Origin of the sequence: Bacillus cereus (assembly GCF_007678085.1) — a bacterium.
GTDB lineage: Bacteria > Bacillota > Bacilli > Bacillales > Bacillaceae_G > Bacillus_A > Bacillus_A cereus_BE.
Genome location: NZ_VEDW01000001.1, coordinates 1,341,103 through 1,366,987, shown reverse-complemented (window position 1 = coordinate 1,366,987; position 25,885 = coordinate 1,341,103). Strand labels below are relative to the sequence as shown.

Genomic DNA, 25,885 nt, shown 5'->3' with positions numbered 1-25,885 from the left:
TGAAGCGAGATGAATGGTCTTATTTTTACAACAATGATTAGCTTTGGTTTACCGCTTGTAGCACTTTTATATGCTGTTTGGAAGAAACGCTCTATTCCATATATGTTAGGTGTATTGGCTTTTGTTGTATCACAAATATTGATTCGCATACCAATACTGAATTATGTAAATGGAACTAGCACTGATTTTCAAATGTTTTCTGTTATGCAGCCTGTCCTATTTGTACTTTTGCTTAGTTTATCAGCTGGAATATTTGAAGAAATAGCTCGTTTTATCGCAATGCGTTATGTTATGAAGCAACGAGATTGGCAGTCTGGTTTTTTATTTGGAGCAGGGCATGGTGGTATTGAGGCAGTGTTAATAGTTGGCATCCCGGTAATATCCCTATTATTGTCACAAACAGTCATTCAAAATGGTGACAGTTATTATTTCGGAGGTATTGAGCGCATGTTTGCGATGATATTGCATATTGGGCTTTCCTTCATTGTATTGCAAGCTGTCGTCCAAAAGAAATTTCGTTATGTTGTATATGCAATTCTCATCCATGGGACTGCAAATGCATTAGCTGTCATTATATCACTATATGTACAAGGGAAAAGCGGAATCATTATGTCAGAAGTTTCAATAGCAATTTGTGCTTTACTCGTTTTTAGTTATAGTTTCATTTTAAAAAGAAAGGGTGTATTAAAATGAGAAGAATGTTACTTATTATGATAAGTGCCATTACGGCGTTCGCGCTCGCAGCATGTACCGGTAATAAAGTAGATGAAAGTACGTCTAAAAAATTTATTCCAAAGGCGGAAGAGATTGTATCATTATTAAATGAGGCAAAGTATAAAGAAGTGCATGAAAAATTTGATAGTAAAATGAAAGCTGGATTACCAGAAGAAAAAATGAAAGATCTTACACCTGTAATAGAGAAAGCTGGTACGTTCGAAAAAATTGAGAAAAAATCGATTGAAGAAAAAGATGGTTTATATATTGTTATTCTTGTAGCAAAATATAGTAAAGAACAACGGACATATATTATAACTTATAATGACAAAGAAGAAATAGCAGGTTTATTTATTAAATAAAAATAGATGCAGTGGAAATATCCGCTGCATCTGTTTTTTATAACCAAATTATGGTTAATCGTGCTAATATAAAATCATAGCTATAGAGAAGGGGTGGGTTAGCATGAAAACTGAAATAGTTCTTAAAAAGAAGTACAGTATAATAAGCTACATATCTTTACTCATCGGCATTTTATGTTTTCTATTCGTTTTTATAACGCCGACAAGGATAGCAAATGCCGGTAATATAGTGGGAGATTATATTACAGTTGCCCTTACAGTTGCAGGAATCATACTTTCTATCATTACGATGACGAAAAAAACAGAGAAGAAGGGTATTGCTATTCTTTCATTCATACTGTCCTCATCATTTTTTATATTTTGGATCATTGCAATTATCCTATTGTTTACTGGTCAAATTAGTTTTGCGCCGTAATATGCAATAAAAAGAGTCCTTCTCGTATGAAGGACTCTTTTCATTCGGTATCTTCCGGTTGATATTCTAGAATATCCCCAGGTTGGCATTCTAATGCTTTGCAAATGGCTTCTAAAGTTGAAAAACGAACTGCTTTTGCTTTTCCGTTTTTCAAAATAGAAAGGTTAGCCATTGTAATTCCAACCTTCTCTGAAAGTTCAGTTACGCTCATTTTTCTTTTCGCTAACATTACATCAATATTAATAATAATTGCCATATTATTCACCTCAGACCGTTAAATCATTTTCTGATTTTATATCTATCGCATCTTTTAATAGTCTTTGGAGAACGGCAGCAAAGACCGCGATTACTATTGAAGCAAAAATCATAATCATTCCAATAATAATAATGCCAGGGGCGTCATCTCTCTCTGCCACAAGATAGAAAAGTGGCAAACCTAATACATATAATACACTAATTGCTAGTGCACTGTACTTAATATTTTTTAAAGCTTTAACAGATAACTCTGAGAATGCGTTGTTCTTATCAATATAGTTTAAAAGCTTAAATGTTTGATACAACGCAAAATAATAAGGTATTGCTGTTGCGTATAAGTTGATAAATACAAGATATTTAATATATGCAATATCAGGATATAGTTCTGCAGCGAAATTTCCTATTTTAGGGACTAAAAAAATGCACATAGCAAGAACAGGGATACCCATTAGAATCACAGCTGTCTTTAGGAAGAGTGTTGATCCTTGTTTCATAAAAAGCACCTCATTTATTTAATATCTTATTAATTTACCATGAAATTTATTGTTTAACAATAAATTTTTATTTATTTCAGTTGGGGATTTATTGTTAAACAAGTTAATAATGAAAAATCTTCTTTATTAAGATAGATGAACTATAACGACATGTAATGAATGAGAAAGTTACGATTGTTAGCTTTATAAGAATTGGGAACTAATAAAACATATGTAGGTTGTGAAAAGTAAAGGAAAATCAGACCTTTGTATGTAAATGAATGTGAAATAAATGGAGGCGCAATAATGTCGGAATTAGCTTTAAAGATGAAGAGATTGTTGTTATTAGGAACAATCACAATAAGTATGTTCTGTACTGAAAGTTTGGTGAATTATCATACAGTGGAAGCTAAAGTGAAAAAAGTAGAACGTCAACCGAAAAATGTAATCATAATGGTTATGGACGGAACGAGTTCTTCAGCAACTACGTTAGCTCGCTTGTATAAAGAAAAACCACTTGCATTAGATGAAATGGTAACAGGAGGAGTTCGTACATATTCGGCGGAATCAGCTATAACTGACTCAGCCCCAGCAGCTACAGCACTAGCGACGGGGAATAAATCGAATTCTGGATATGTAGGTGTATTACCTTCAATTGTAAGTTCACCTGGCTTAAAATCAATAAAAGAAGAGGACAAGTTACGGCCAGTTGCCAATGTTTTAGAAGGCGCCAAACGTACTGGCCGCGCAACTGGAATTGTTGCTACAGCTGAAATTCAGCATGCTACTCCTGCTGGATTCTCCGCTCACCATGTAAACCGCAAGCATTTTGACGTAATTGCGGAGCAACAAGTGTATCAACATATAGATGTCGTATTAGGCGGGGGAAAAGCGGCACTACTACCTTTAAAAAGAAAAGATGGTGAAGATTTAGTAAAGGTGATTCAAAACAAAGGATACGACTTTGTTGAAACGAAAAATGAATTATTGAACTCTACATCTAAGAAAATTTGGGGCTCTTTTTCACATAATGCTTTAGCATTTGATATGGATCGTGAAGCAACAAATCCGGAGCAACCGACACTTTCTCAAATGACGGAAAAAGCAATTCAAACACTATCAAAAGATAAAGATGGTTTCTTTTTATTTGTGGAAGGAAGTAAACCAGACTGGGCAGCTCATGTGAATGATCCAATTGGGATAATTAGCGATGTATTAGCATTTGATGAAGCGGTAGCAAAAGCATTACAATTTGCAAAAAAAGATGGTAATACGATGTTAATAGCTTTAACTGATCATGGTAACAGTGGTATTTCTATCGGAAATACGAATACGACAAAAGGTTATAATACTACGCCGGCCTCTGCATACATTGATCCATTGAAAAAATCGAAAATGACACTTGAAGGGACTACAAATAAACTGAAATCTGATTTATCAAATGTAGAAGATGTAGCTAAATTATACGGGTTGGACAATTTAACTTATGATGAAAAAGAAAGCGTAAAAGTGGCTAAAAAGAAAATAGATGTAGGTCCAATTTTCACTACAATATTGGCTAACCGTGCGAACATAGGCTTTACAACAGGTGGTCATACAGGTGAGGATGTGTTTTTGTATTCTTACGGTCCTAAAAAGCCATACGGTTTGATTCAAAACACAGACGTCGCGAAGACGATGGCGAAAGCAATGGGCTTTAACTTAGAAGAAGTAACAAATAAATTATTTGTAGAGAGTCAATCAATCTTTAAACAAAACGGTGCAACTGTAACGATAGACAAAACTGATGCAGCAAACCCGGTGCTCGTAGTAAAACGTAATAACGTAAAGGCTCAATTATTTGTAAATAAAAATATAATTCGTATGAAGAATAAAGATTATGAATTAGGAAGTGTTGTTGTAGAAAGCGATGGTAAGTTCTATGTACCAGAAGAAGCAGTCTGGATATTTATAAAGTATTCTCGTTAGAAAAAGCCAATTCCTTAGCTAATACTTAGGGATTGGCTTTTTTTGTGTAGGTGAGATTTCAATCAAAAAAAAGGAAAGAGAATCATAATTTCTAGAATGGACTTTCTGTAAAGGTACCTATTTTATGTTTTTCACCCTTCAAAAAATATTTCTCAACATTTTAGCTTTTTAAAAATATTGAATATTCGTATTATAACGAATATTATGTTCCTATCGGCAAAAAACGATAATTTGCAACTACTGGGGAGGAAGAGCATTGAAAAAGAATAAGAAGTTAAAACCATTATCAGTTTTAGCAACAGCGGCAGTGCTAAGTAGTACGTTTGCTTTTAGTCATGCAGCGTATGCTGATACGCCACCATCTCTACCAATTGATGAGCATTTAATACCTGATGAGCGTTTGGCAGAAGCGCTGAAACAACGGGGAGTAATTGATCAATCTGCATCACAAGCTGAGACATCAAAGGCTGTCGAAAATTATGTTGAGAAAAAGAAAGGAGAAAACCCTGGAAAAGAAATCTTGACAGAAGATAACCTTACGCAAGAAGCTTCAGATTTTATGAAAAAAGTAAAAGATGCAAAAATGAAGGAGAATGAACAGGCGCAGCAGCCAGAAGTAGGACCAGTTGCTGGACAAGATGCAGGGTTCAATTCTAGAAAATTAAATGGAAAAGTACCTACTACATCAGCGAAGCAAGCTGAGTACAATGGAGCTGTCCGAAAAGATAAAGTACTTGTTTTACTCGTAGAATTTAGCGATTTTAAGCATAATAATATTGATCAAGAGCCGGGTTACATGTATTCTAAGGACTTTAATCGTGAACATTATCAAAAAATGTTATTTGGTGATGAGCCATTTACGTTATTTGATGGTTCGAAGATTAATACATTTAAACAATATTATGAAGAACAATCTGGCGGAAGCTACACAGTTGATGGAACTGTGACGGAATGGCTTACTGTTCCAGGAAAAGCTTCAGATTATGGTGCGGATGCGGGAACTGGTCATGATAATAAAGGTCCTTTAGGGCCACGTGATTTTGTGAAAGAAGCATTAAAAGCAGCGGTAGCAAAAGGTATCAATTTAGCAGACTATGACCAATTTGATCAATACGATCAAGATGGTGATGGAAATAAAAACGAGCCAGATGGAATTATTGACCACTTAATGGTTGTACATGCGGGCGTGGGTCAAGAAGCTGGCGGCGGTAAATTGAAAGATGATGCAATTTGGTCTCATCGCTCAAAACTAGGATCGAAGCCATATGCAATTGATGGTACAAAATCTACTGTATCAAACTGGGGCGGAAAAATGGCTGCATATGATTATACAATTGAGCCTGAAGACGGAGCAGTTGGTGTGTTTGCACATGAGTATGGTCATGATTTAGGCTTACCAGATGAATATGATACAAAGTATTCAGGACAAGGTGAACCAGTTGAATCATGGTCTCTTATGAGTGGCGGTAGCTGGGCTGGAAAAATTGCAGGAACAGAGCCAACAAGTTTCTCACCGCAAAATAAAGAGTTTTTCCAAAAGAATATGAAGGGGAACTGGGCGAATATCCTTGAAGTAGATTATGACAAACTTCGTACGGGAATTGGTGCTGCAACATATATAGATCAAAGTGTTACAAAATCAAAACGACCAGGAATCGTTCGTGTTAACTTGCCAGACAAAGATATTAAAAATATCGAATCGGCATTTGGTAAGAAGTTTTATTACAGCACAAAAGGAAATGACATTCATACAACACTTGAGACACCGGTATTTGACTTAACGACTGCAACGGATGCTAAGTTTGATTATAAGGCATTTTATGAACTGGAAGCGAAGTATGATTTCCTTGACGTAAATGCGGTTGCAGAAGATGGAACGAAGACGCGAATTGATAGAATGGGTGAAAAAGATGTAAAAGCCGGTATAGATACAACGGATGGTAAGTGGGTTGATAAATCATACGATTTAAGTCAATTCAAAGGAAAGAAAGTAAAACTACAGTTTGAGTATGTAACAGATATTGCGGTAGCTTATAAAGGATTTGCGTTAGACAATGCAGCATTAACTGTAGACGGAAAAGTTGTTTTCTCTGATGACGCAGAAGACCAGTCTGCAATGACGCTAAAAGGATTTACTGTGTCAAATGGATTTGAACAGAAAAAACATAACTACTATATTGAATGGCGAAATTACGCGGGTTCTGACACGGCATTACAACATGCACGTGGTCCAGTATTTAATACAGGAATGGTTGTATGGTATGCGGATCAAAGCTTTACAGATAACTGGGTAGGCGTTCATCCAGGTGAAGGTTTCCTTGGGGTAGTAGATTCTCATCCAGAGGCAATTGTAGGAACATTAAACGGACAACCAACTGTGAAGAGTAGTACACGTTATCAAATTGCCGATGCGGCATTCTCATTTGATCAAACACCAGCATGGAAAGTAAATTCACCGACTCGCGGTATCTTTGACTATAAAGGATTACCAGGCGTTGCAAAATTTGATGACTCTAAGCAGTACATCAATAACGTAATTCCAGATGCTGGACGTAAGTTGCCGAAACTAGGATTGAAGTTTGAAGTAGTAGGTCAATCGGAAGACAAATCTGCAGGTGCAGTTTGGATCCATCGCTAAAATAAAATGAAGAGGAGCTGCCATAAGTCGGTGAAAACTGACTTGTGGCAGCTCTTTTCTTCTTGTGAAAAAGCTCTCTGCTTTTTTATATATTTATTGGAAAAAAGAGATATATCTTTTATAAATGAAATGCTCCATCAGTCCGAGTATAGAAGCTTTTTTGGCCGTAAGTAATTTGTAAGTAATGAGTAAGAAAAAAGAAATTTTTATAATATATAATATTTATTACATCTACTTTTAACACCTGATACTAATAGTATGCTATAATGTGAATTAGCAACATAAAGGAAAGGAATTAGAAAAATGACATTAGAAAATACTAAAAATTTAAAAAAACAAGTTGCTCCGTATGAAAAATCAACGATTAAAAAAAGTGTGTGGCAACTTATTAACACAATTGTGCCATTCATTATTTTATGGTACCTTGCTTATAAAAGTTTGTCCGTTTCTTATTGGTTAACATTAGTTCCATCTCTGTTAGCAGCTGGATTTATGACACGAATTTTCATAATTTTTCATGATTGTACCCATTATTCATTCTTTAAAAGTCGACCTGCCAATAGAATAGTAGGGACATGTATGGGTGTTTTAACATTATTCCCGTTTGATCAATGGGGGCATGAGCATTCTATTCATCATGCTACAAGTGGTAATTTAGATAAGCGAGGTACAGGAGATATTTGGACGCTTACAGTAGATGAATATGTTGCTGCGCCATTTAGACTTCGTTTAGCATATCGCTTATATCGCAATCCATTCGTTATGTTTGGGTTAGGTCCGATTTATGTTTTCTTGCTTAAAAATAGATTTAACCGAAAAGGTGCTAGACAGAAAGAACGTATGAATACTTATTTGACGAATATTATAATCGTTGCCTTAGTAGCTATACTTTGCTGGGCAATTGGGTGGCAATCGTTTCTGTTAGTACACGGTACTATATTCTTAATAGCAGGTTCAGTAGGGATTTGGCTGTTTTACGTACAGCACACATTCGAGGATTCTTATTTTGAAGAGGATAAAGATTGGGAATATGTGAAAGCGGCAGTGGAAGGAAGTTCATTTTATAAACTTCCAAAAATCTTGCAATTCCTAACTGGTAATATTGGATTCCATCATGTTCATCATTTAAGCCCAAGAGTACCTAACTATAAACTAGAAGAGGCACACAATAATACGCTTCCATTAAAAAATGTACCAACGATTACACTTGCTACAAGCTTACGATCACTCCGTTTCCGACTTTGGGATGAGAAAAGTAACAATTTTGTTAGCTTTAAAGAATTCAAAAAAATAATTAAAAACAATGTTTCTGTTCGGGTGAAATCTGAACTATAATTTCATTGGCTATAAAACTCCTCTTAATCATTTTCGATGTAAGGGGAGTTTTTGTTTTAAGAATATATGAACAATATTGAGGAGGGGGAAAGCTCATGTGTAGGTATAAATATAAGAAGACGGTAAATATATTATGTAAACAAAGTGAACCATCATAATTTTTTATTATTGTGAAGGATATCGTACATATATAATGGAAAGCAGAAGGTGGATGAGAGTAATTATAAGAACAGAACCAAAGTAATAAAATAATTCTTTCAAAAGGAAGGGGAAATGAAAGATGTTGAAATTACAAGGAAAATACAATGAAGCGAAAGTATTTACGAATAACGTTGATGAGACTGCGACTGGGCAGATTATTGATCTTTGTAACCAAGAATTCGTAAAGGATAGTCAAATTCGTATTATGCCAGATACACATGCAGGAGCAGGTTGTACGATTGGGACAACAATGACAATACAAGATAAAATTGTTCCTAATCTTGTAGGGGTAGATATTGGGTGTGGGATGGAAGTTGTTGTGATTGATAAGAAAAAAGAAGAAATTAATTTCGATTGTTTAGACGAAACAATTCGTAAATTCGTTCCAAGTGGTTTTGGTATCCGAGATAAAGAACATCGATTCTCAAAAATGATTGATTTTGATGGTGTGAGAGCTCCATTTACATTACAACGCGCTCAAAAAAGTATAGGTACTCTTGGGGGAGGAAATCATTTTGTCGAATTAAATGAAGATGAAAAAGGAAATGTATATATTGTCATTCATAGTGGTTCTCGTAATTTAGGTAAGCAAATTGCAGAGTATTACCAAAACTTCGCATATGAACAACTCATTGATGTTACATCAATGAAAGCTGAGATTATTAAGAGATTAACTGAAGAGGGGAGAGCAAAAGAAATACAAGAAACTTTACGTGGAATTCAGAAACCTAAGATTCGTAAAGAACTAGCTTATTTAGAAGGGCAAGGATTCAAAGATTATATGAATGACATGAATATTGCTCAAAAGTACGCTGCGTTAAATCGTAAAGCAATGATTGATGAAATTGTTATGAAAATGGACTGGAAAATAACGGATCAATTTACTACAATACATAACTATATTGACATAGAAAATATGATTCTACGAAAAGGTGCTATTTCAGCTCAGAAAGATGAACGAGTAATTATTCCAATTAACATGAGAGATGGTTCAATTATTGCATTTGGTAAAGGTAATCCAGACTGGAACTTTTCTGGTCCACACGGGGCAGGACGTATCATGAGTCGTAAGAAGGCTAAAGAATTATTGAGTCTAGAGGACTTCCAAAATACGATGACAGAGGTGTGGACTACATCGGTAGTAGAGAGCACAATTGATGAGGCACCAATGGTATATAAGCCAATGGAAGAAATTATAGAAAATACGAAAGAAACAATAGATATAAAGCATATTATTAAGCCATTATATAATTTTAAAGCGAATTAAAAGGGTTAAATAAGCAGCCAGAAAAACTATTCTACGTATCTTTTGTCTGGAAACAATCTAATTAAGGGGAGTAGTTTTATTTTATCGCGATGGGATAAAAAAAGTCGATTTCCTGTTGAGTTAAGAAATCGACTTTTTTATTTATTTTGTTGAATGAAAGCAAGCGTTAGCTTAATAGCAAAGGATTACAACCCATTATTTCTCCCAAAGCTCAATTAGGCGCCCTTCAGGATCTTTAATCCAAATAAACTTTCCGAACTCACTAATTTCTTCTTTCTTTTCAAGAGTTACACCAATATGTTCGAGATGCTGCATAGTCTCATTTAAATTATGTACTTCAAAATTTAACATCACTTGCTGTTCTATTGGAAAATAATTATCATTTTCGGTAAAGAAAGAAAAAATAGTTTCATTTCCTAATTGCGGTTTAATCACAGTCCCATTCCAATCTTCTATTTCAATTTTCAACACTTCGCTGTACCATTTTTTTATAACATCAATATTTTTAGTTCTCCAAAATATTCCCCCGAAACCTTTTATCATCTTACATAACCCCTGTCTATTTTAAAATTTTTTGGCATTATATAGTCAATATATCAAAACAGTAATAGTAAGGGAAATTATTAACTTTTAAACAGTAAGAAATCAAAATTGCTAGTAGCATTGATTGTTGAAACGATATAAATATCATCCTTCGCACAACTTGAAATCATAGAAAAAGTATATAGGAATACAGTCTTGTCTTCCAAAAGTAAAGGGAAATGAAGGAACGAAAGAAAAAGTGAAAAGGAGAAAAGACCGCACATAACGTGAAAGCTACGTGCGGTCTTTTATATATAAGTATAGTATTACATAGTTTCGCTAATTTTAGTTTCATTTTGACTGTTAGTAGAAATTCTTTTCTTAACTTTAAAGTGATAGTACGTGTAGCAAAAGATGATAAATGGTACAGTGCAATAGATTCCAAGTCGTTGTTCAGGGATAAAGATAAGACTAATTAATATAATGCCATACAATCCAAAACCAAGAATTGGTACGAGAGGATAAAGTGGAGTTTTGAATTTCAAGTCTTGTAATTTTCCACCTTCGGCTAAATAATGTTTACGGAAAAAGAATTGAGAGACACAAATTGACATCCAAACGATGATTGTTATGACGCCAGAAATGGAAATTAACCATAAGTAAACCGTTTCAGCAGCTACAACGCTCGTCAAAAGGGAAAAAGCAGAAATAGCGATCGTCATAATTAAAGCGTTTAAAGGTATTCCGCGCGATGACAATTTCTTTAAAAAGGCTGGAGCCATTTCATTTTTAGATAATGACCAAAGCATACGAGTTGCAGCGTACAGTCCAGAGTTTGCGACAGAAAGAACAGCAGTAAGAATAACAAAGTTCATAATATCCGCTGCATATGGAATACCGATATTATCAAAAACAGCAACGAATGGGCTTTTTGTTAATCCTGCTTCTTCCCAAGGAATTAAAGCAACGAGAACAAAGATTGCTAAGACGAAGAAAAACATCGTGCGCCATATAATATTTCTAATAGAACGAGGTAAAGTTTTTGCTGGATCTTCACTTTCACCTGCTGCGATTCCAACAAGTTCTGTACCTTGGAAGGAATAATTAACTGTAACCATTGTTAATAGAATAGCTGCAAGTCCATTTGGGAATAAACCGCCATGATTTACGAAATTTGATAATAATGGTGCTGGTTCGTCGCCTTTTAAATCAATAAAACCGAACATAGCGGCGCCGCCAAGGATAATAAAAGCTATAATGGCAGATACTTTTATACTTGAAAACCAAAATTCTGTTTCTGCATAACTACGAGCAGATAATGCGTTAATAGTGAAGATTGTAACGCCAAATATTAAACACCAAACCCAGACGGGAATATCAGGAAACCAGCGCTGCATTGTAATGCCGGCCGTTGTAAATTCAAGACCGGTCGTATTTGCCCAGCTTAACCAATATAACCATCCAATCGTAAATCCAGTTGCAGGATTAATGAACTTAGTGGCATATTCTTGGAATGAACCTGAAACAGGCATGGCTACAGCAAGTTCACCAAGACAAAGCATAACGAAATACATTAATAATCCACCAGCCATAAAGGCAAGTACGGATCCACCAGGTCCAGCTTGACTTATAATAAAGCCAGATCCGTTAAATAACCCCGTTCCAATCACACCACCGAGTGCAATCATGAATAAGTGTCTACTTTTCATCGTACGTTTTAATTCATTGTTTGTATTGCTTACTTGCGACATTGTTTTCCTCACTTTCGTAGTTGATAGAATAAAGTTTGATGTTTTTCCGTATTGTGGAATGTATTCCGTGATGTGAAATCTTGTTATAATTTTCAGATAATTAAAAAGAAAAGTCAATATTTTTTTGTTCACGCTTTCAATTTATTTTTAGTGACATATTTTTATTTTTAGAAAATTGAATAAATAGATTGATTTCATTTTAAATTTTTGTTAAATTGATAGGTAATTGAGCGTACTAGCATATTACAAGTCAAGTTGAGGTGAGTTATGGTACAGTCCATTGATCGAGCGATAAGTATAATAAAGTTGTTAAATTCTACTAATGAAAAAGAGTATTGGGCTATTTCTGATATAGCGGACAGGACACATCTCCCAGTTAGTACAGTACATAGATTACTTAATTCTCTAATAGAGCATGGGTTAGTTACGCAAATTTCAGAAACGAAGCAGTACAAAATTGGGCCAATGTGGATGGAAATAGGATTACGACAATTGGAGAAAGTAGACTACAGATCTGTAGCAAGAGAAGTGATGAAGCGTTTGGCTGCTGAAGTAGAAGAAAGTGTGTATTTAAACATTCAAAATGGTACGCATTCTATTATCATTGAAAGGATTGATAGTCCTTTAAAAATTCGAGTTATCGATAATCTAGGAGAACAGATTCCACTTTCAATTGGTGCTGCAAATAAAACGATGCTTGCCAATATGAAAACGAATGAAATGGAACATATTGTAGAACAGTTACTTTCTTCTTTACCAGAACAAAAGCGCATTCTTTTAGAGCAAATCAAGCAAATAAGAAATGAAGGATATGCTGTAAGTTATGGTGAAAAAACAGAAGGGACAGCTTCAGTAGCTGCACCTATTATCGGATTTAATCATAAAGTAGTAGGAGCATTAAGTGTTGGGTTAATTAGTCATCGCATTAATGATGATCGACTATCTTTTCTTATTAGTAAGGTAAAACAAGCAGCTCATGAAATATCAATAAAAATCGGCAGTACATCAGAACTATAATTTTGATAACTGTCGTCATTTTTTATTCATATACTGGAATTCATTTTCATAATGCGGAAAAAATAGGAGGATTTATATGTCAAAGTGGCAATCAAAAGAACAATTAATTCAATTATTAAGCAGTCTTGTTGAAATTCCTAGTATTACAGGTACAGAAGCTGAAGTAATATTGCCAGACTTTGTGGTGGAACAATTATCTGATTTACAGTACTTCATAGAAAACCCGCATCATTTACAAAAAAATCCGACGGGGGACGGACGATATTTTGTTACAGCCCTCGTAAAGAAAAGCGATAGTACAAAAAATACAGTAATTTTAGTTAGTCACTTTGATGTTGTAGATGTACAAGATTACGGAGTGTGGAAAGAAGAGGCATTCAATCCTAAAAAGTTAACGTCTATGTTTTATTCTCATAAAGATGAACTACCAGAGCATGTACGTGAAGATATAGAAGAGGGAGATTGGCTATTTGGTAGAGGAACAATGGACATGAAATGCGGCCTCACGTTACAAATGGCAATGATTGAGCAAGCCTGTGAAGGAAGATTTGATGGAAATGTTCTTTTATTGGCGGTTCCAGATGAAGAAGTAAACTCGGTGGGGATGAGGGCTGCTGTTCCAAGATTATTAGAATTAGCAAAAGAACACGGTTTAAATTATAAAACAGTGCTAAATTCAGAACCTATGTTTTCACGACATCCTGGTGACCAAAATAAGTATATTTACACTGGTTCTATTGGTAAAGTGTTACCTGGGTTTCTTTGTTACGGAAAAGAGACACATGTAGGTGAACCTTTTGCGGGCTTAAATGGGAGTTATATGGCCTCATTAATAACAGCAGAATTAGAGTTGAATACAGATCTTTGTGATATTGTAGAAGGGGAAGCGAGTCCTCCGCCAACTAACTTACTTCAAAGGGACTTAAAGGAAGATTATTCTGTACAAATTCCGCATCGTGCCGTTACATTATTTAATTTGTTTTTATTAGAAAAATCAATGACAGATGTCGTTTCATTGTTACGTCAAAAAGTAACGAAAGTAGCAGAGAAAATAGAAGAATCATATGAAAAGCAAGCATATCGTTTTTCTAAATATAATCCGTTTATACCGCCTAATCTGAAAGTAAATGTATTAACATATGAAGAGCTTATCGCTTATGCAATTGAACAACATGGGCAAGAGAAAATAGATGATATTCAATCTAGTATAATAAAAAATAGAGAAGATAAAGATGATCGTGCGGTAACAATTGATTTAGTAGATAAACTAGCTATTTTATGTAAAGAAAAGGCGCCAATGATTGTACTTTTCTTTGCTCCGCCGTATTATCCAGCTGTAAGTTCACGCAACAACCCGTTAATTAAAGAAGTAGTTGCAGAAATGGAAAAGTATGCACACTACAATCATAACATTACATTTGAAAACCAAAATTATTTTGGAGGAATTTCAGATTTGAGCTATGTGGGCTTACAAAATCCTCTAGATTCAATGAGTTCACTTGTAGACAATATGCCATTATGGGATAAAGGTTACTCGATTCCGCTTCAGGAACTAGAAGAGTTTGACGTTCCAGTATTAAATATGGGGCCGGTAGGGAAAGATGCCCATCAATGGACAGAACGTCTAGATGTAAATTATGCATTTGAAACGCTATTAGATATGTTACCGAAATGCATTGAAAAATTACTTGTTTCTAATAAAATTACACAATCATAGTAGGGAATAGAGAAGAGTTAAAACTAAAATATCAAAAGAAGATATAAATAAAATTATCTCGGTATAATCAAAAGAACGGACAAACTCATATATACTTGAGTTTGTCCGTTTATCATTTAGTGAAAGCGAGAAAGTATGTAATCCGCCATTTTCTAATTAAATTCATAGTAAACAAGATCTCTTTTATCGTTTTATTTTTTTGTTTGACCAGACAGTTCAATAGACTTTTGTGTACAGCGCTGCATAGCTGAAATGATGGCTGTGCGTAAGCCTTTTTCCTCTAATGTTGCTACAGCTTCTATCGTTGTTCCACCAGGAGAACAAACCATATCTTTCAATTCACCTGGATGTATTCCTGTTTCTAATACCATTTTGGCAGAACCTAACACAGCTTGAGCTGCAAATTTATATGCTTGATTTCTTGGCATACCATCAAGTACAGCTGCATCTGCCATCGCCTCTATAAGCATATATACGTATGCTGGTGAAGAACCACTTACTGATGTAACAACATCCATTAATTTTTCACTTACGATCTCTGTTTGGCCAAAGCTATTGAAAATGTTTAGCACAGCTTCTAAATCTTTTTCTGTCACCATTTCATTAGGGCATAATGCTGACATTCCTTCTCCAACAAGAGCAGGAGTATTAGGCATTACTCGTACAACTTTTAAATTCTTATCAAAAGATTCCTCTGTGCTTTTGATGCTTTTTCCAGCAGCGATCGTTACGATAATAACGTTGGTTTTTACCTCTTCTTTAATTTCATTAATGATCGATGCGTATAGGTCTGGTTTAATTGATAAAATTAAAATATCAGCATTTTTAGCTACTTCATTGTTGTCAGTAGTTGTAGTAAGTCCATATTTTTCGTTAGCATGTTTTAAATTTGTAGTGTTTAAATCCGAACAAATAACATGATTTGCAGACACTATCTTTTTGTTTAGCATCCCGCCAATGATAGCCAATCCCATATTTCCGCATCCGATGAATCCAATTTGTTTATCCATAATAACTCAATCTTGCTCCTTTTATAATAAATTATATCATTTTGAAATTGTTATCTTAAAATAACAATAACATCTCCATGCAATATAAAGAAACATTCTAAGAGAATATACTCCTTTTTGCAACACTAAAAAATAAAAATCAATTATATTCGACATTCTGTAAATATATACACTATAGATTAAGGTTTTATATTTATGTATATGAGTTAGTCTTATACCGATTTGTATTTTCATTCAGTAGGGTAATAATCTCATACAAGTAATTTGTCACTCTATTTATTTTGAAATTACCTCTTGACACCAAATCGAACTATATCGCATAATATAAAAAAATTAAACCGAAAATCGTTGAAGGGAAATAGTACATATGTCTTCTTGCGAAAGAGAGTGGAATTCACCGGCTGAAAGATTCCTCGTATAGAATATATCGAACCTATCCCTGAGTCTTAAATGAAAGTTTAGGCGTTCGCCTGCGTTATAGGCGCCAAGTGGATATCTATGTATATCAATTAAGGTGGTACCGCGGAACAATGACCGTTTCGTCCTTTTTATTTTATTAAGGGCGAAGCGGTCATTTTTATTTTGCTCTTTAATAGGCTAGGTGCAGCACTGATAAGAATAGAAACCGCTGCAAGCTGTATGAATAACAGCGTAATTGATAAAAAACTTTGATTTTAGACTTGGGGGATATAAAAGTGAAAAAACAACGAATTGTTGTAAAGATTGGAAGTAGTTCCTTGGCAGATAGTCACGGAGGCATTTCTAAAGAACAACTTTCAGATCACGTTGCCGCATTGGCTCGATTGAAAGAGGAAGGACATGAAGTTTTGTTAATTACATCTGGGGCCGTCGCTGCAGGTTTTTCAGCTCTAGGGTATCCAAGTAGACCTGTGACAATTAAAGGAAAGCAGGCTGCTGCGGCTGTCGGACAAAGTTTGTTAATGCAGGCGTACACGGAGGAATTCCGTAAATATGGTATTGTAACTGCGCAATTATTGCTGACGAGAAGTGACTTTTCTAGAAAAGAACAATATAGTAACGCTTACGCTACTTTAGGAGAGTTGCTAAACCGTTCTGCTCTTCCAATCATTAATGAAAATGATTCCATCTCTTTAGAGGAGCTAACGTTCGGTGATAATGATATGCTGTCAGCTTTAGTAAGCGGACTTGTTTCGGCGGATATGCTTATGATTTTTACAGATGTGAACGGTCTATATGACAAAAATCCTCAGAAAAATGCGGATGCGAAAAAATATTACTTCCTTCCTGAAGTTACGGAAGAAATCGCTTCTCTTGCAGGAGATGCTGGCTCAAAACTTGGGACTGGCGGTATGAAATCAAAAATTGATGCTGCGAAGACAGCACTTTCTCTTGGCGTGAGTGTATTTATCGGAACAGGACGTGGACAAGAGAAATTTGTAGATGTTTTGAAGGGTAAAGGTGATGGTACGTATGTCGGAAATGCCCCTCAAAAAGAAATGAAGATGAACAAGCAATGGATCGCGTTGCATTCGCTTGTTAGCGGACAAATTGAAATAGACGCAGGAGCAACTACTGCTATCATTCAGCATGGTAAAAGTCTTCTTCCTGCTGGCGTTACAAATGTGTCAGGATTTTTCAAAGTTGGCGATGTCGTAGAAGTAATGACAAAGCAAGGGCGCGTAATTGGAAAAGGACAATGCACATATAGCGCAGAGGAATTAAGAGAGATAAAAGGTATGCAAAGTCAACATATTCAAGCAAGAGGCGAAAGACATAATTATGAAGTCATTCATAGAGATTATTGGGTTTCACTTTAAGAATAGTGATGTTAAAAAGGAGGAAACAAAAATGAACGAAGTGTTGGCAAAAGGAAAAAAAGCGAAAGAAATTGCTAGGGATCTTGTGCTTAAATCTACAAGTCAAAAAAACGAAGCACTTGCTGTAATTGCTGAAAGGCTAATAGTAGAAACAGCTTATATTTTAGAGGAAAACAAACGTGATATCGAAGAAGGTAAGGCAAAAGGATTTTCTGATTCACTTCTTGATCGACTTATGCTAACAGAACAACGAATTGTTGATATGGCAGAGGGAATTAAGCAGTTAATCGAATTACGTGATCCTGTTGGAGAATGTGTAAGTGAATGGGAGCGACCAAATGGATTATCTATTCAGGAGATGCGTGTACCACTTGGCGTTGTTGGTATGATTTACGAGGCAAGGCCGAATGTAACAGTGGATGCTGCTACAATTTGTTTGAAAACAGGAAACGCAGTTATATTACGTGGAAGTTCTTCTGCTATTAATTCTAACAAAGCTATCGTTGCAGTTATTCACCGAGCGCTTAAACAAACAAGTTTGCCAGAAGAAAGTGTACAGCTCATAGAAGACACAACACGGGATAGCGCAAAGCAGTTGTTTACAATGAATGATTACCTAGACGTTCTTATTCCAAGAGGCGGTAAACAATTAATTGATACTGTAGTGAGAGAAGCGTCTGTTCCAGTACTTGAAACAGGTGCAGGAAATTGTCATATTTTCATTGATGAAACAGCGAATAAACAAATGGCAATGGATATTATTATAAACGCAAAAACGCAGCGTCCATCTGTATGTAATGCCATTGAAACGATTGTACTTCATGAGAAGTGGGCACAGCAATTTGGTAGCGAATTGTTTTCAGCATTGAAGGAAAAAGGCGTGGAGTTACGTGGTGATCAAAAAGCACTGGCGATTGATTCTTCAATTGTACTTGCTTCAGAAGAAGACTGGGGTACAGAATTTTTAGCACTCACGCTGGCAGTGAAAGTAGTTTCTTCTATAGAAGAAGCGATTCATCACATAAATACGTATGGATCTATGCATTCCGAAGCGATTATTACAGAGGACGAGGAAAACGTCAATAAGTTTTTCGCATCTGTTGATGCGGCGGCACTGTATCATAATGCATCCACTCGTTTTACTGATGGATCTGAATTCGGATTTGGAGCAGAGATTGGTATAAGTACACAAAAGCTACATGCAAGGGGACCAATGGGACTTCCTGCATTAACTTCTACAAAATATGTGATTCGTGGAAATGGACAAATTCGAAAATAATAATAAAAGACACTCAATTCGTTTGAGTGTCTTTTATTTTAAAAAGTATTTACCATACAAAAAGCCCAACGAGCATAGCACTTAATAAGGAAACTGCCATTCCGCTAACAAGAAGCTTCCAAACATTTTTACCGATTATGGCTGATTTTTCTCCGCCAAATAATGAATTGTAAGTTCCGTAAATCATACCTACTGTACTAAAGTTAGCAAAAGAAGCTAGAAATGTAGTTGCTACCGCAATCGTATGAGGTTGTAACGACTTTAGGTTCGATTTTAAATCCATCATTGCGACAAATTCATTCGTCGTTATTTTGATCCCCATTAATTCAGCTACATACATAGCATCACTGCCCGATAAACCGAGTAAAAAAGAAAAAGGACTAAAGATAATGGAGAAGATTTTTTCAATTGTTAAACCTGTTACAAAAAAGCCCAAAATCCCGTTTAAACATGCAGTTAATGCTACATAACCAATGACCATAGCTAAAATAACGATAACCATATTCATACCGACTAACATACTGTTTGAAATAGTAGAAAAGAAATCTTTTTTTTCATGTTTTGAAGGAGAATAAACAACATCCTCTTCTTTCGGGACTTCAACAGGGTTTAAGACATTGGCTAAAATTAATGCGTTAATACAGTTTAAAGGGATTGCGCTGAAAATATATGTAGCTGGAACCATTGATAAATAAGCGCCAAGAATAGATCCGCTAACGCTACTCATACTCATAATTCCAAAAGTTAATAAACGATTTTCTTTTAAAACAGATAATTGATCACGAACAACTGCAAGTGCTTCGGTGTTTCCTAAAAACATCATTTGAATGGAAAAGAAGCTTTCTAACTTTGGTAAACGAGAAATCTTTGAAATAACTGCACCTACTTTATCAATAATCCAAGTTAAGATTCCAAAGTACGAAAGAATATCAAAGAACGTGATAACAAAAATGATAGGAAGTAATGCACTAAAGAAGAAGTCAATTGTTTGATTTTCCATAGCGGAAGGAAATGCAAACCGAATACCCTCATTCGCGCATGATAGTAGCCAACTGAAAAATGAAGCAATTTTATTAATGATAATACTGCCGAGCTTCGTGCCTAACATAAACCATGTAATAAAGAGCTCCAATATGATTAGAATAACGATTGGTCTCCATTTTATTTGTTTTTTATTAGGCGAACATAGGAAAACGATTAATATTACAACGAAAATTCCTAACATATTTAATATAAATTGCATATCAACAACTCCTTGAGGCTTATTATTTGTATATAAAAAAGCTCCTATTCTTCTTAATTTAGAATGAATGTGTTTCAACTAAAATTTTGTTGATTCTAAAAATATAGAAGGTGAAATTCGATAAAAATAGAATTTAATATATAGCAAACAAGGAGGGGATAAAAATGGAGGTCTATCACATAACGAGTAGAAAGAGGGAAACTTATAACGTTCAAGTAAAATATTCGATACTTTTCGAATGTGCACTTGGCATTGCAGCAATTACTCATAAAAGGTTAATCGATACTCTTGAAAAGAGTCAAAATGAATGGGAAGAAATTAAGCAATCATTAACAGAAGAAATGAGAGAGCACTTACAGTTTGTAGAAGAAAATAATACGTGGAAAGCGTTGCTTCAGTTGTTGTATAAGGAAGAGTTTCAGGACTTATCACAGTTTCATGCTAAAATCGATTCGCTTTCAGAAGTAGATTTGAAGTATATATGTTTACCGTTTTTAGGTGAGAAGTATGAAGGGCAAAGACATTTAGCAGCAAGTGGAGACATAACTGCAATACATGAACTAAGAGAACTGACACAAGATCATCCGTTTTTCTCTACGTATATTCCTTTTATATGTGAAGTTGATGTACAAGGGCTGAAATCTCATTTAATCGCTGTTATGACAGGTTGGTATGAGAGTGTTATTCAGAAAGAGGAAGAGCAAATACTAACTATATTAAAACGAGATTATGAAGCGAAAAATGAAATGAATAAAAAGATGCAACCAGAAGAGTTTGTCGAGTGGGCGACTGGCGGCGTGAACTATATGCCAGAGCCAAGTGTTCATGACGTACTTCTTATCCCGCAAATGACATACAGACCGTGGAATATTGAAGCGGATATTGAAGATACGAAAGTATTTCATTATCCAGTCGCAAACGAAAGCATCCATCCCGAAGATCTGTTTGAACCGAATTATTTTTTAGTTCAAAAACATAAAGCACTTGGGGATGAAGCGAGATTGCGCATTGTAAAAATGTTGTTTGAAAAAGAACGAACATTGCAGGAAATAACGGAAAGACTGCAACTCGGTAAATCGACTGTACATCATCATTTGAAATTGTTACGTGCAGCGAAGTTAGTAGATATACATGACGGGAAATATGTATTAAGAAAGAAAGCAGTACAGTCGCTAGTCAAAGAATTAGATGCGTTTTTAAATAGATAATATGCAACTAGAATGCACATAAAGGGAGGAATTTAATAGAAAAGTTGGTGGAGTAAAGTGAAAAATGTATTAAAAAATCGTTCGTTCTTTTATATGTGGATTGGTAGTGCGATTTCAGAATTGGGCGGGAGCTTCGTAACGTTATGTAATTCGATTCTTGTTTATGAATTAACAGGTTCAAAAACAGCATTAAGTAGTATGTGGTTACTATATTTTATCCCGTCACTCATATTGCAACTAATAAGTGGCCCATTTATAGATAAATGGAGCCGGAAGTGGATTATGATTTTTTCACAATGGGTGCGAGCTTCCGTTTTCTTATTGCCGTTCGTCATGATACTTACAAGTAGTATAGAAGTTTGGCATGTGTATGTCGTACAAATTATAATCGGACTTATTACGCCGCTGTATACACCTGCAAGTCAAGCGATTATACCGAGTATTGTAAGTAAAGAACAGCTTCAAGACGCGAATGCGTATATTGATGGAATGGCTCGTCTGATGATGTTTCTTGGACCCATATTAGGGGGAGTAGTTATTCATTTGATTGGAACAGAACTTACATTATCTTTCGTATGCATTAGTCTATTTGTTAGTGGTGCATTATTACTTAATATAAAAGAAAAGAGAACAACACAACCCATTCGGAAAACGTGGTTAGAACAGTTTCTTCACGGTTTTACATATTTTTTCACAAAACCAGTTATCGTGTGGCTCGGTATTTTTCTTACTTTCGTGCAATTTGGGGTTGGGGTAACGTTGGTTACAAATCTTCCTTATATAAAAGATGAGCTGTCAGCCGGATATGCGGAGTTTGGTTATTTTATGGCTGGTTTCCCGTTTGGCTATGTAGTTGGATCTACACTAGTTGGAAAAGTAACATATAAAAGCCGGCGTATACTTATGCTTGGTGGATTGTTTATAGGAGGACTTACATACATTTCTCTAGGATTCAATCATAGTATAGTAATTGCGGTGTTTATTGAAGTTGTTGCAGGCATTTGTATTTCATTTTTCAATGTTCATAACACGACAATATGCCAACAAACAGTACCAAATCATATGTTAGGACAAGTATTTTCAGTGCGTTTATTTTTCATACGATCTTCTATGCCGTTAGGTGTGTTACTAGGAGGCATACTAAGTGAAATGTGGGGAATAAGAGCACTATACTTTATTATCGGTACGATTATATGTGTTACTTCTTTAATAGGATTATTACTTCCATATTTCAAATTTTTAGATGAAGTGGTTAAAGAGAAAACAGCATAATTCAAATAATTATAACTTTTTAATTGAAAATAATTATCATAATCAACTATAATAGAAGAATACTAGTATTCGTATTACAAAGAGGGAGTGGGATTATATGTTTATCGAAACGAAAACATTTACAGTAAAAGAAGGTACATCAAATATAGTTGTAGAACGTTTCACTGGAGAAGGTATTATTGAAAAATTTGAAGGCTTCATTGATTTAAGTGTTCTTGTGAAAAAAGTAAGACGCGGCGATGAAGAAGTTGTCGTTATGATTCGCTGGGAATCTGAAGAAGCATGGAAAAACTGGGAAACAAGTGAAGAACATTTAGCAGGACATAGAGCGAGCCGTGGCAAACCAAAACCTGGTCATATCATTAACGTTGATCACGCAGTGTATTATGTGAAATCATCGAAAGCGGCTTATCAACAGTCGTAATATATAGTTAAACTTAGAGGATATTTGTTTATTAATAAACAAATATCCTCTTTTTTTGATTTATAGTAAAATATGGAGGTAATTTACATTTAATTGTTTCGTTATAAATGGAGGTAAATGAAGTGAAAAAAATGTTACGAATGGCAGCTTTAGCGACGACATTATTATCAGCGTGTAGTAATAATAATGTGAAAGAAGAAGTATCTAACAACGAGGAAGTAAAACGTGAAAGTAGTGCAAAAATAGTAGAGAGGAAGGAGTATATCATTATTGATAAGAAGTATAATGATATATTTCTAAAAGATGCTAACTCAAATAAAGAAAATAGTGTGAAAATAAGTTTAAATGATTTAAATCCAACAAAATGGGAGGCACCTGTAAGAAACGGTATCCCAGATATAGGTGATCATATTTCTTTAGAAAAAGAAGAGGGGAAATATACGCCTACATTAGAAAAAGATCTTGTTGGTGAAATAAAGTATGATGGTACAATTAAATATAAAATTTTAGAAGCAACTAATAAATCAGTAAAGTGGCTTCCACTAAATAAAGAGAACGATGGTGGGGGTGTTCTACCAGAGATGGTAAAAGTAGTGAATGCTTCAAAAATAAAAGCTGGAGATATTGTTACGATTCAAGATAAAACAAAAAGTAGTAAAGACGCAATTGTATATGAACTGACAATCGTTGAATAAGTATAGAAGATTGTAAGAGAAGTACAATATATTTAGGTAAGGAATAACTCCATAAAAAATGTTTGGAGGTTACAAATGTTGGAAATACAAACATCTATTAAACATGAACAACATAAAAAATTAGTCCCAATAATAGTGGCTGAATTCTTATCTTTAGATAAGGTAAATGGATGTATGCTTATTGGATCTGTCGCAAGAGGGGATGCATATCCTGATTCGGATTTAGACTTATATATTCTTTTAGAGGACGGACAAAAGAAGAAATTTCATTCTGAAATGAGAGAAGAAACTTTAGTTGAATATAAGTATGCAGATGTTAATCAAATACTAGTAAACTTTCAAAACAATCCGATGGAACTATACTCATTTTTAGAAGGGGAAATTTTATTTGATAAAAGCGGCGAGTTGAAAAGGTTAAAGGAAATAGCTACATATGAATTTGAAAACTATCATGTTTCTAGTGACAAAGTGAAAGGTATTTCTCATTGGTTGCATAGTTCGCTCATTAAAATTCAGTCTGCTATGAAAGCAAATGATGAGTTAAAGGCTTCGTACATCGTTCATACGTCAACTTGGACATTGTTAGAAGGGATATGGGCCATTAATAACAAACCTACACCGCCAGCTGGATCTGTTTTAAGATATATTCAAACGTTGCCGAATAAACCAATTCATTTGGAAACATTACTTCATAAATTATTTTTAGGGGATACGAAAGAACGTATTGAATCGGCAATCGTGTTAATGGAGTGGGTGTTACATAAATAATAGTGTCTAATGTTGTTGGTAAATCGATATCTCGTTTCTAAGAGCCGATATATTGGAAAAATCGTTGATATAAATTGCATATACTGCATAACTAGCAACTAAAAGAGCGTAATCTAGTCTAATTGCCAGCTAGATTACGCTTTTTTTAATCCAGTTGAATTTCAAACTCAAGCATAGCTTGATCCTTCTTAAACGGCATATTGAGTTCTTTAAATCGTAAGCTTATTCCAGACGAATTATCAGGAAGGGCAGGAGATATAACGAAATGATGACTAAAATGTCCATCAGTCCCGCCACCACCTTCTGGCCAGCAGTCATATGTATCATCTATTGATAATTGGAAGAAACTATGAGGCTTATTTTCACTAAAAGCATCATTCGTAGAATCCCAATCACTATATAAATAAACTACACTAGCATTTGCATATTGCCGAATAAAAGTTACCGTATACATGATACCTTTATGTTCATACGTTTTAAAAACAGGTAAATGTTTTTTGAATGTAGTTGGTTCGACGCGAGGTTTAAATTCACCTTCGTCCATCATGGAAGAGAATAGTGAATTTAAATAGTCTGGATAGAATCCGTATTGCTTTGCCCATTTATAAATGGCTTCATCATGTGGAAAACCTGGATCACCACCTGAAAGTTCTTTCCTTTCTTTTAATAGGGCACAAATTTTTTCATCGATAGTATATAATTTTTCATCGTAATAATCAGTAGGGCGTTCAAAAGTCATACGTTGCATAATCATTCCTCCTTTTCTTTATTTTAACAAAAAAGAAAGGACGATACATTTTTAAATGTAAATATTAAGGGTAAATTTAAACTCATGCATAAATCAAATATTATAGACTTAAAATGAAGTTTTATAGCAAGGTCTATTTAGCAAAGGAATTGCTTATGCATAAAATAACAATAATGTTTACTGATGCAAGAAAATTTAGAGAATGAAGCAGGTTTTCCATAGGGTAAAGTACGAAAATGTTATAAGTAGTACAGTAAAATGAATAGGAGGTTACCGCTATGACAGCTGATTTTAAAGATATGGCGTTCCAGTTAAAAACGGAACGACTCGATCTGAATATGTGGGAGGAATCTGATGCAGTTTGGCTGAGAAAATTAATTGGTGAACGTGGTGTGGACATGCCAACCATTGAATCTGTTCGTAGCTCTCTTATCGAAATGCGCAAGAAAGCAACTGAAAATGGTATTTCTCTTCTTACTATACGTAGGCGAGAAGAAGGAGATTTCATCGGATACTGTGGCTTAATCATCGGTCGTTCCACGCTTGAAGAACCGGAAATTGCATATGAGTTGTTCCAAAGTGCTCATCGCAAAGGTTATGCGACAGAGGCAGCAAAAGCGGTGCTTGAGGCTGCGATTGCTACAGGGCGTCATAGACTTTGGTCTACTGTAGGCGCTTGGAATACTGCGTCTTTCCGGGTATTAGAAAAGATAGGATTTAAGCGACATCACAGTACGTTTGGTGAACGCGGTGAGATTGTTTGGAATGTGCGCGATCTGTAGATTAAATTCAAAACAATGAAAA

General features: G+C 35.0%; 24 protein-coding genes and 1 other annotated feature. Of the genes, 17 read left to right on the top strand and 7 right to left on the bottom strand.

Going from position 1 to position 25,885, the window contains the following annotated elements; genetic code table 11:
* The first annotated feature begins 9 nt into the window (after positions 1-9).
* From FS742_RS07030 to FS742_RS07020, 3 genes are all read left to right on the top strand, one after another.
* Positions 10-693: a YhfC family glutamic-type intramembrane protease gene (locus FS742_RS07030; RefSeq protein WP_144611754.1), complete on the top strand. Its 684-nt coding sequence runs from the start codon at positions 10-12 to the stop codon at positions 691-693.
* Positions 690-1,076, top strand: a complete 387-nt coding sequence (locus FS742_RS07025) for a DUF3887 domain-containing protein (protein ID WP_144611753.1) — start codon at positions 690-692, stop codon at positions 1,074-1,076. The genes FS742_RS07030 and FS742_RS07025 overlap by 4 nt, the downstream gene beginning before the upstream one ends.
* Before the next feature lie 103 nt (positions 1,077-1,179).
* Complete coding sequence (locus FS742_RS07020; RefSeq protein ID WP_144611752.1) at positions 1,180-1,491, top strand: hypothetical protein; 312 nt, start codon at positions 1,180-1,182, stop codon at positions 1,489-1,491.
* A 40-nt stretch (positions 1,492-1,531) separates the two neighbouring features.
* On the opposite strand, the gene FS742_RS07015 is transcribed toward FS742_RS07020, so the two are convergent.
* On the bottom strand, positions 1,532-1,747 hold the full coding sequence (locus FS742_RS07015; RefSeq protein ID WP_000974619.1) for a helix-turn-helix domain-containing protein: 216 nt from the start codon (positions 1,745-1,747) through the stop codon (positions 1,532-1,534).
* 10 nt (positions 1,748-1,757) lie between these two features.
* Positions 1,758-2,240 (bottom strand): DUF2975 domain-containing protein, encoded by a 483-nt coding sequence (locus tag FS742_RS07010; RefSeq protein WP_144611751.1) that lies wholly within the window; start codon positions 2,238-2,240, stop codon positions 1,758-1,760.
* A 285-nt stretch (positions 2,241-2,525) separates the two neighbouring features.
* Between FS742_RS07010 and FS742_RS07005 the strand changes: the two genes are divergently transcribed.
* The 4 genes from FS742_RS07005 to FS742_RS06990 all read left to right on the top strand — a co-directional run bounded on the left by FS742_RS07005 (position 2,526) and on the right by FS742_RS06990 (position 9,628).
* Positions 2,526-4,187 carry an alkaline phosphatase gene (locus FS742_RS07005; protein WP_144611750.1) on the top strand — a complete coding sequence of 554 codons (1,662 nt, stop codon included), beginning with the start codon at positions 2,526-2,528 and terminating at the stop codon, positions 4,185-4,187.
* A 256-nt stretch (positions 4,188-4,443) separates the two neighbouring features.
* Positions 4,444-6,825, top strand: a complete 2,382-nt coding sequence (locus FS742_RS07000) for an immune inhibitor A domain-containing protein (RefSeq protein WP_144611749.1) — start codon at positions 4,444-4,446, stop codon at positions 6,823-6,825.
* A 303-nt stretch (positions 6,826-7,128) separates the two neighbouring features.
* Complete coding sequence (gene desA, locus FS742_RS06995; RefSeq protein WP_144611748.1) at positions 7,129-8,160, top strand: Delta(5) desaturase DesA; 1,032 nt, start codon at positions 7,129-7,131, stop codon at positions 8,158-8,160.
* A 280-nt stretch (positions 8,161-8,440) separates the two neighbouring features.
* Positions 8,441-9,628, top strand: coding sequence for an RtcB family protein (locus tag FS742_RS06990; protein WP_144611747.1), 1,188 nt, complete (start codon positions 8,441-8,443; stop codon positions 9,626-9,628).
* Between the two features lie 195 nt (positions 9,629-9,823).
* Here FS742_RS06990 and FS742_RS06985 read toward each other — a convergent pair whose 3' ends face one another.
* Together FS742_RS06985 and FS742_RS06980 are read right to left on the bottom strand one after the other, a co-directional pair.
* Complete coding sequence (locus FS742_RS06985; RefSeq protein WP_144611746.1) at positions 9,824-10,171, bottom strand: VOC family protein; 348 nt, start codon at positions 10,169-10,171, stop codon at positions 9,824-9,826.
* Between the two features lie 305 nt (positions 10,172-10,476).
* Positions 10,477-11,901 carry an amino acid permease gene (locus tag FS742_RS06980; RefSeq protein ID WP_144611745.1) on the bottom strand — a complete coding sequence of 475 codons (1,425 nt, stop codon included), beginning with the start codon at positions 11,899-11,901 and terminating at the stop codon, positions 10,477-10,479.
* A gap of 267 nt (positions 11,902-12,168) precedes the next feature.
* Between FS742_RS06980 and FS742_RS06970 the strand changes: the two genes are divergently transcribed.
* Both FS742_RS06970 and FS742_RS06965 read left to right on the top strand, forming a co-directional pair.
* On the top strand, positions 12,169-12,918 hold the full coding sequence (locus tag FS742_RS06970; RefSeq protein WP_144611744.1) for an IclR family transcriptional regulator: 750 nt from the start codon (positions 12,169-12,171) through the stop codon (positions 12,916-12,918).
* 76 nt (positions 12,919-12,994) lie between these two features.
* Positions 12,995-14,635 carry a M20/M25/M40 family metallo-hydrolase gene (locus FS742_RS06965; protein ID WP_144611743.1) on the top strand — a complete coding sequence of 547 codons (1,641 nt, stop codon included), beginning with the start codon at positions 12,995-12,997 and terminating at the stop codon, positions 14,633-14,635.
* A gap of 191 nt (positions 14,636-14,826) precedes the next feature.
* On the opposite strand, the gene proC is transcribed toward FS742_RS06965, so the two are convergent.
* Positions 14,827-15,645: a pyrroline-5-carboxylate reductase gene (proC, locus tag FS742_RS06960; protein WP_144611742.1), complete on the bottom strand. Its 819-nt coding sequence runs from the start codon at positions 15,643-15,645 to the stop codon at positions 14,827-14,829.
* A 339-nt stretch (positions 15,646-15,984) separates the two neighbouring features.
* Positions 15,985-16,195 (top strand) — a binding site (T-box leader).
* Positions 16,196-16,340: 145 nt separating this feature from the next.
* On the opposite strand from proC, the gene proB reads away from it, so the two are divergent.
* The gene (gene proB, locus FS742_RS06955; RefSeq protein WP_144611741.1) at positions 16,341-17,444 is read left to right on the top strand and encodes a glutamate 5-kinase; all 1,104 of its coding nucleotides are present in this window, start codon (positions 16,341-16,343) and stop codon (positions 17,442-17,444) included.
* A gap of 31 nt (positions 17,445-17,475) precedes the next feature.
* Positions 17,476-18,723 carry a glutamate-5-semialdehyde dehydrogenase gene (locus FS742_RS06950; RefSeq protein ID WP_144611740.1) on the top strand — a complete coding sequence of 416 codons (1,248 nt, stop codon included), beginning with the start codon at positions 17,476-17,478 and terminating at the stop codon, positions 18,721-18,723.
* A 49-nt stretch (positions 18,724-18,772) separates the two neighbouring features.
* On the opposite strand, the gene FS742_RS06945 is transcribed toward FS742_RS06950, so the two are convergent.
* A complete protein-coding gene (locus FS742_RS06945) occupies positions 18,773-19,966 on the bottom strand; it encodes a NupC/NupG family nucleoside CNT transporter (protein WP_144611739.1) in 1,194 nt (397 codons plus the stop codon).
* A gap of 164 nt (positions 19,967-20,130) precedes the next feature.
* On the opposite strand from FS742_RS06945, the gene FS742_RS06940 reads away from it, so the two are divergent.
* The 5 genes from FS742_RS06940 (at position 20,131) to FS742_RS06920 (ending at position 24,333) form a co-directional block, all read left to right on the top strand.
* A complete protein-coding gene (locus FS742_RS06940; RefSeq protein WP_144611738.1) occupies positions 20,131-21,174 on the top strand; it encodes an ArsR/SmtB family transcription factor in 1,044 nt (347 codons plus the stop codon).
* Positions 21,175-21,231: 57 nt separating this feature from the next.
* A complete protein-coding gene (locus tag FS742_RS06935) occupies positions 21,232-22,446 on the top strand; it encodes an MFS transporter (protein WP_144611737.1) in 1,215 nt (404 codons plus the stop codon).
* 97 nt (positions 22,447-22,543) lie between these two features.
* Complete coding sequence (hmoA, locus tag FS742_RS06930; protein ID WP_144611736.1) at positions 22,544-22,870, top strand: heme-degrading monooxygenase HmoA; 327 nt, start codon at positions 22,544-22,546, stop codon at positions 22,868-22,870.
* 107 nt (positions 22,871-22,977) lie between these two features.
* Positions 22,978-23,565, top strand: a complete 588-nt coding sequence (locus tag FS742_RS06925) for a hypothetical protein (RefSeq protein WP_144611735.1) — start codon at positions 22,978-22,980, stop codon at positions 23,563-23,565.
* 75 nt (positions 23,566-23,640) lie between these two features.
* Positions 23,641-24,333 carry a nucleotidyltransferase domain-containing protein gene (locus FS742_RS06920; RefSeq protein ID WP_144611734.1) on the top strand — a complete coding sequence of 231 codons (693 nt, stop codon included), beginning with the start codon at positions 23,641-23,643 and terminating at the stop codon, positions 24,331-24,333.
* Positions 24,334-24,478: 145 nt separating this feature from the next.
* On the opposite strand, the gene FS742_RS06915 is transcribed toward FS742_RS06920, so the two are convergent.
* Positions 24,479-25,081, bottom strand: coding sequence for a hypothetical protein (locus FS742_RS06915; RefSeq protein ID WP_144611733.1), 603 nt, complete (start codon positions 25,079-25,081; stop codon positions 24,479-24,481).
* 278 nt (positions 25,082-25,359) lie between these two features.
* Here FS742_RS06915 and FS742_RS06910 point away from each other — a divergent pair, with 278 nt between their 5' ends.
* Complete coding sequence (locus FS742_RS06910) at positions 25,360-25,863, top strand: GNAT family N-acetyltransferase (RefSeq protein WP_144611732.1); 504 nt, start codon at positions 25,360-25,362, stop codon at positions 25,861-25,863.
* The last annotated feature ends 22 nt before the right edge of the window (positions 25,864-25,885 follow it).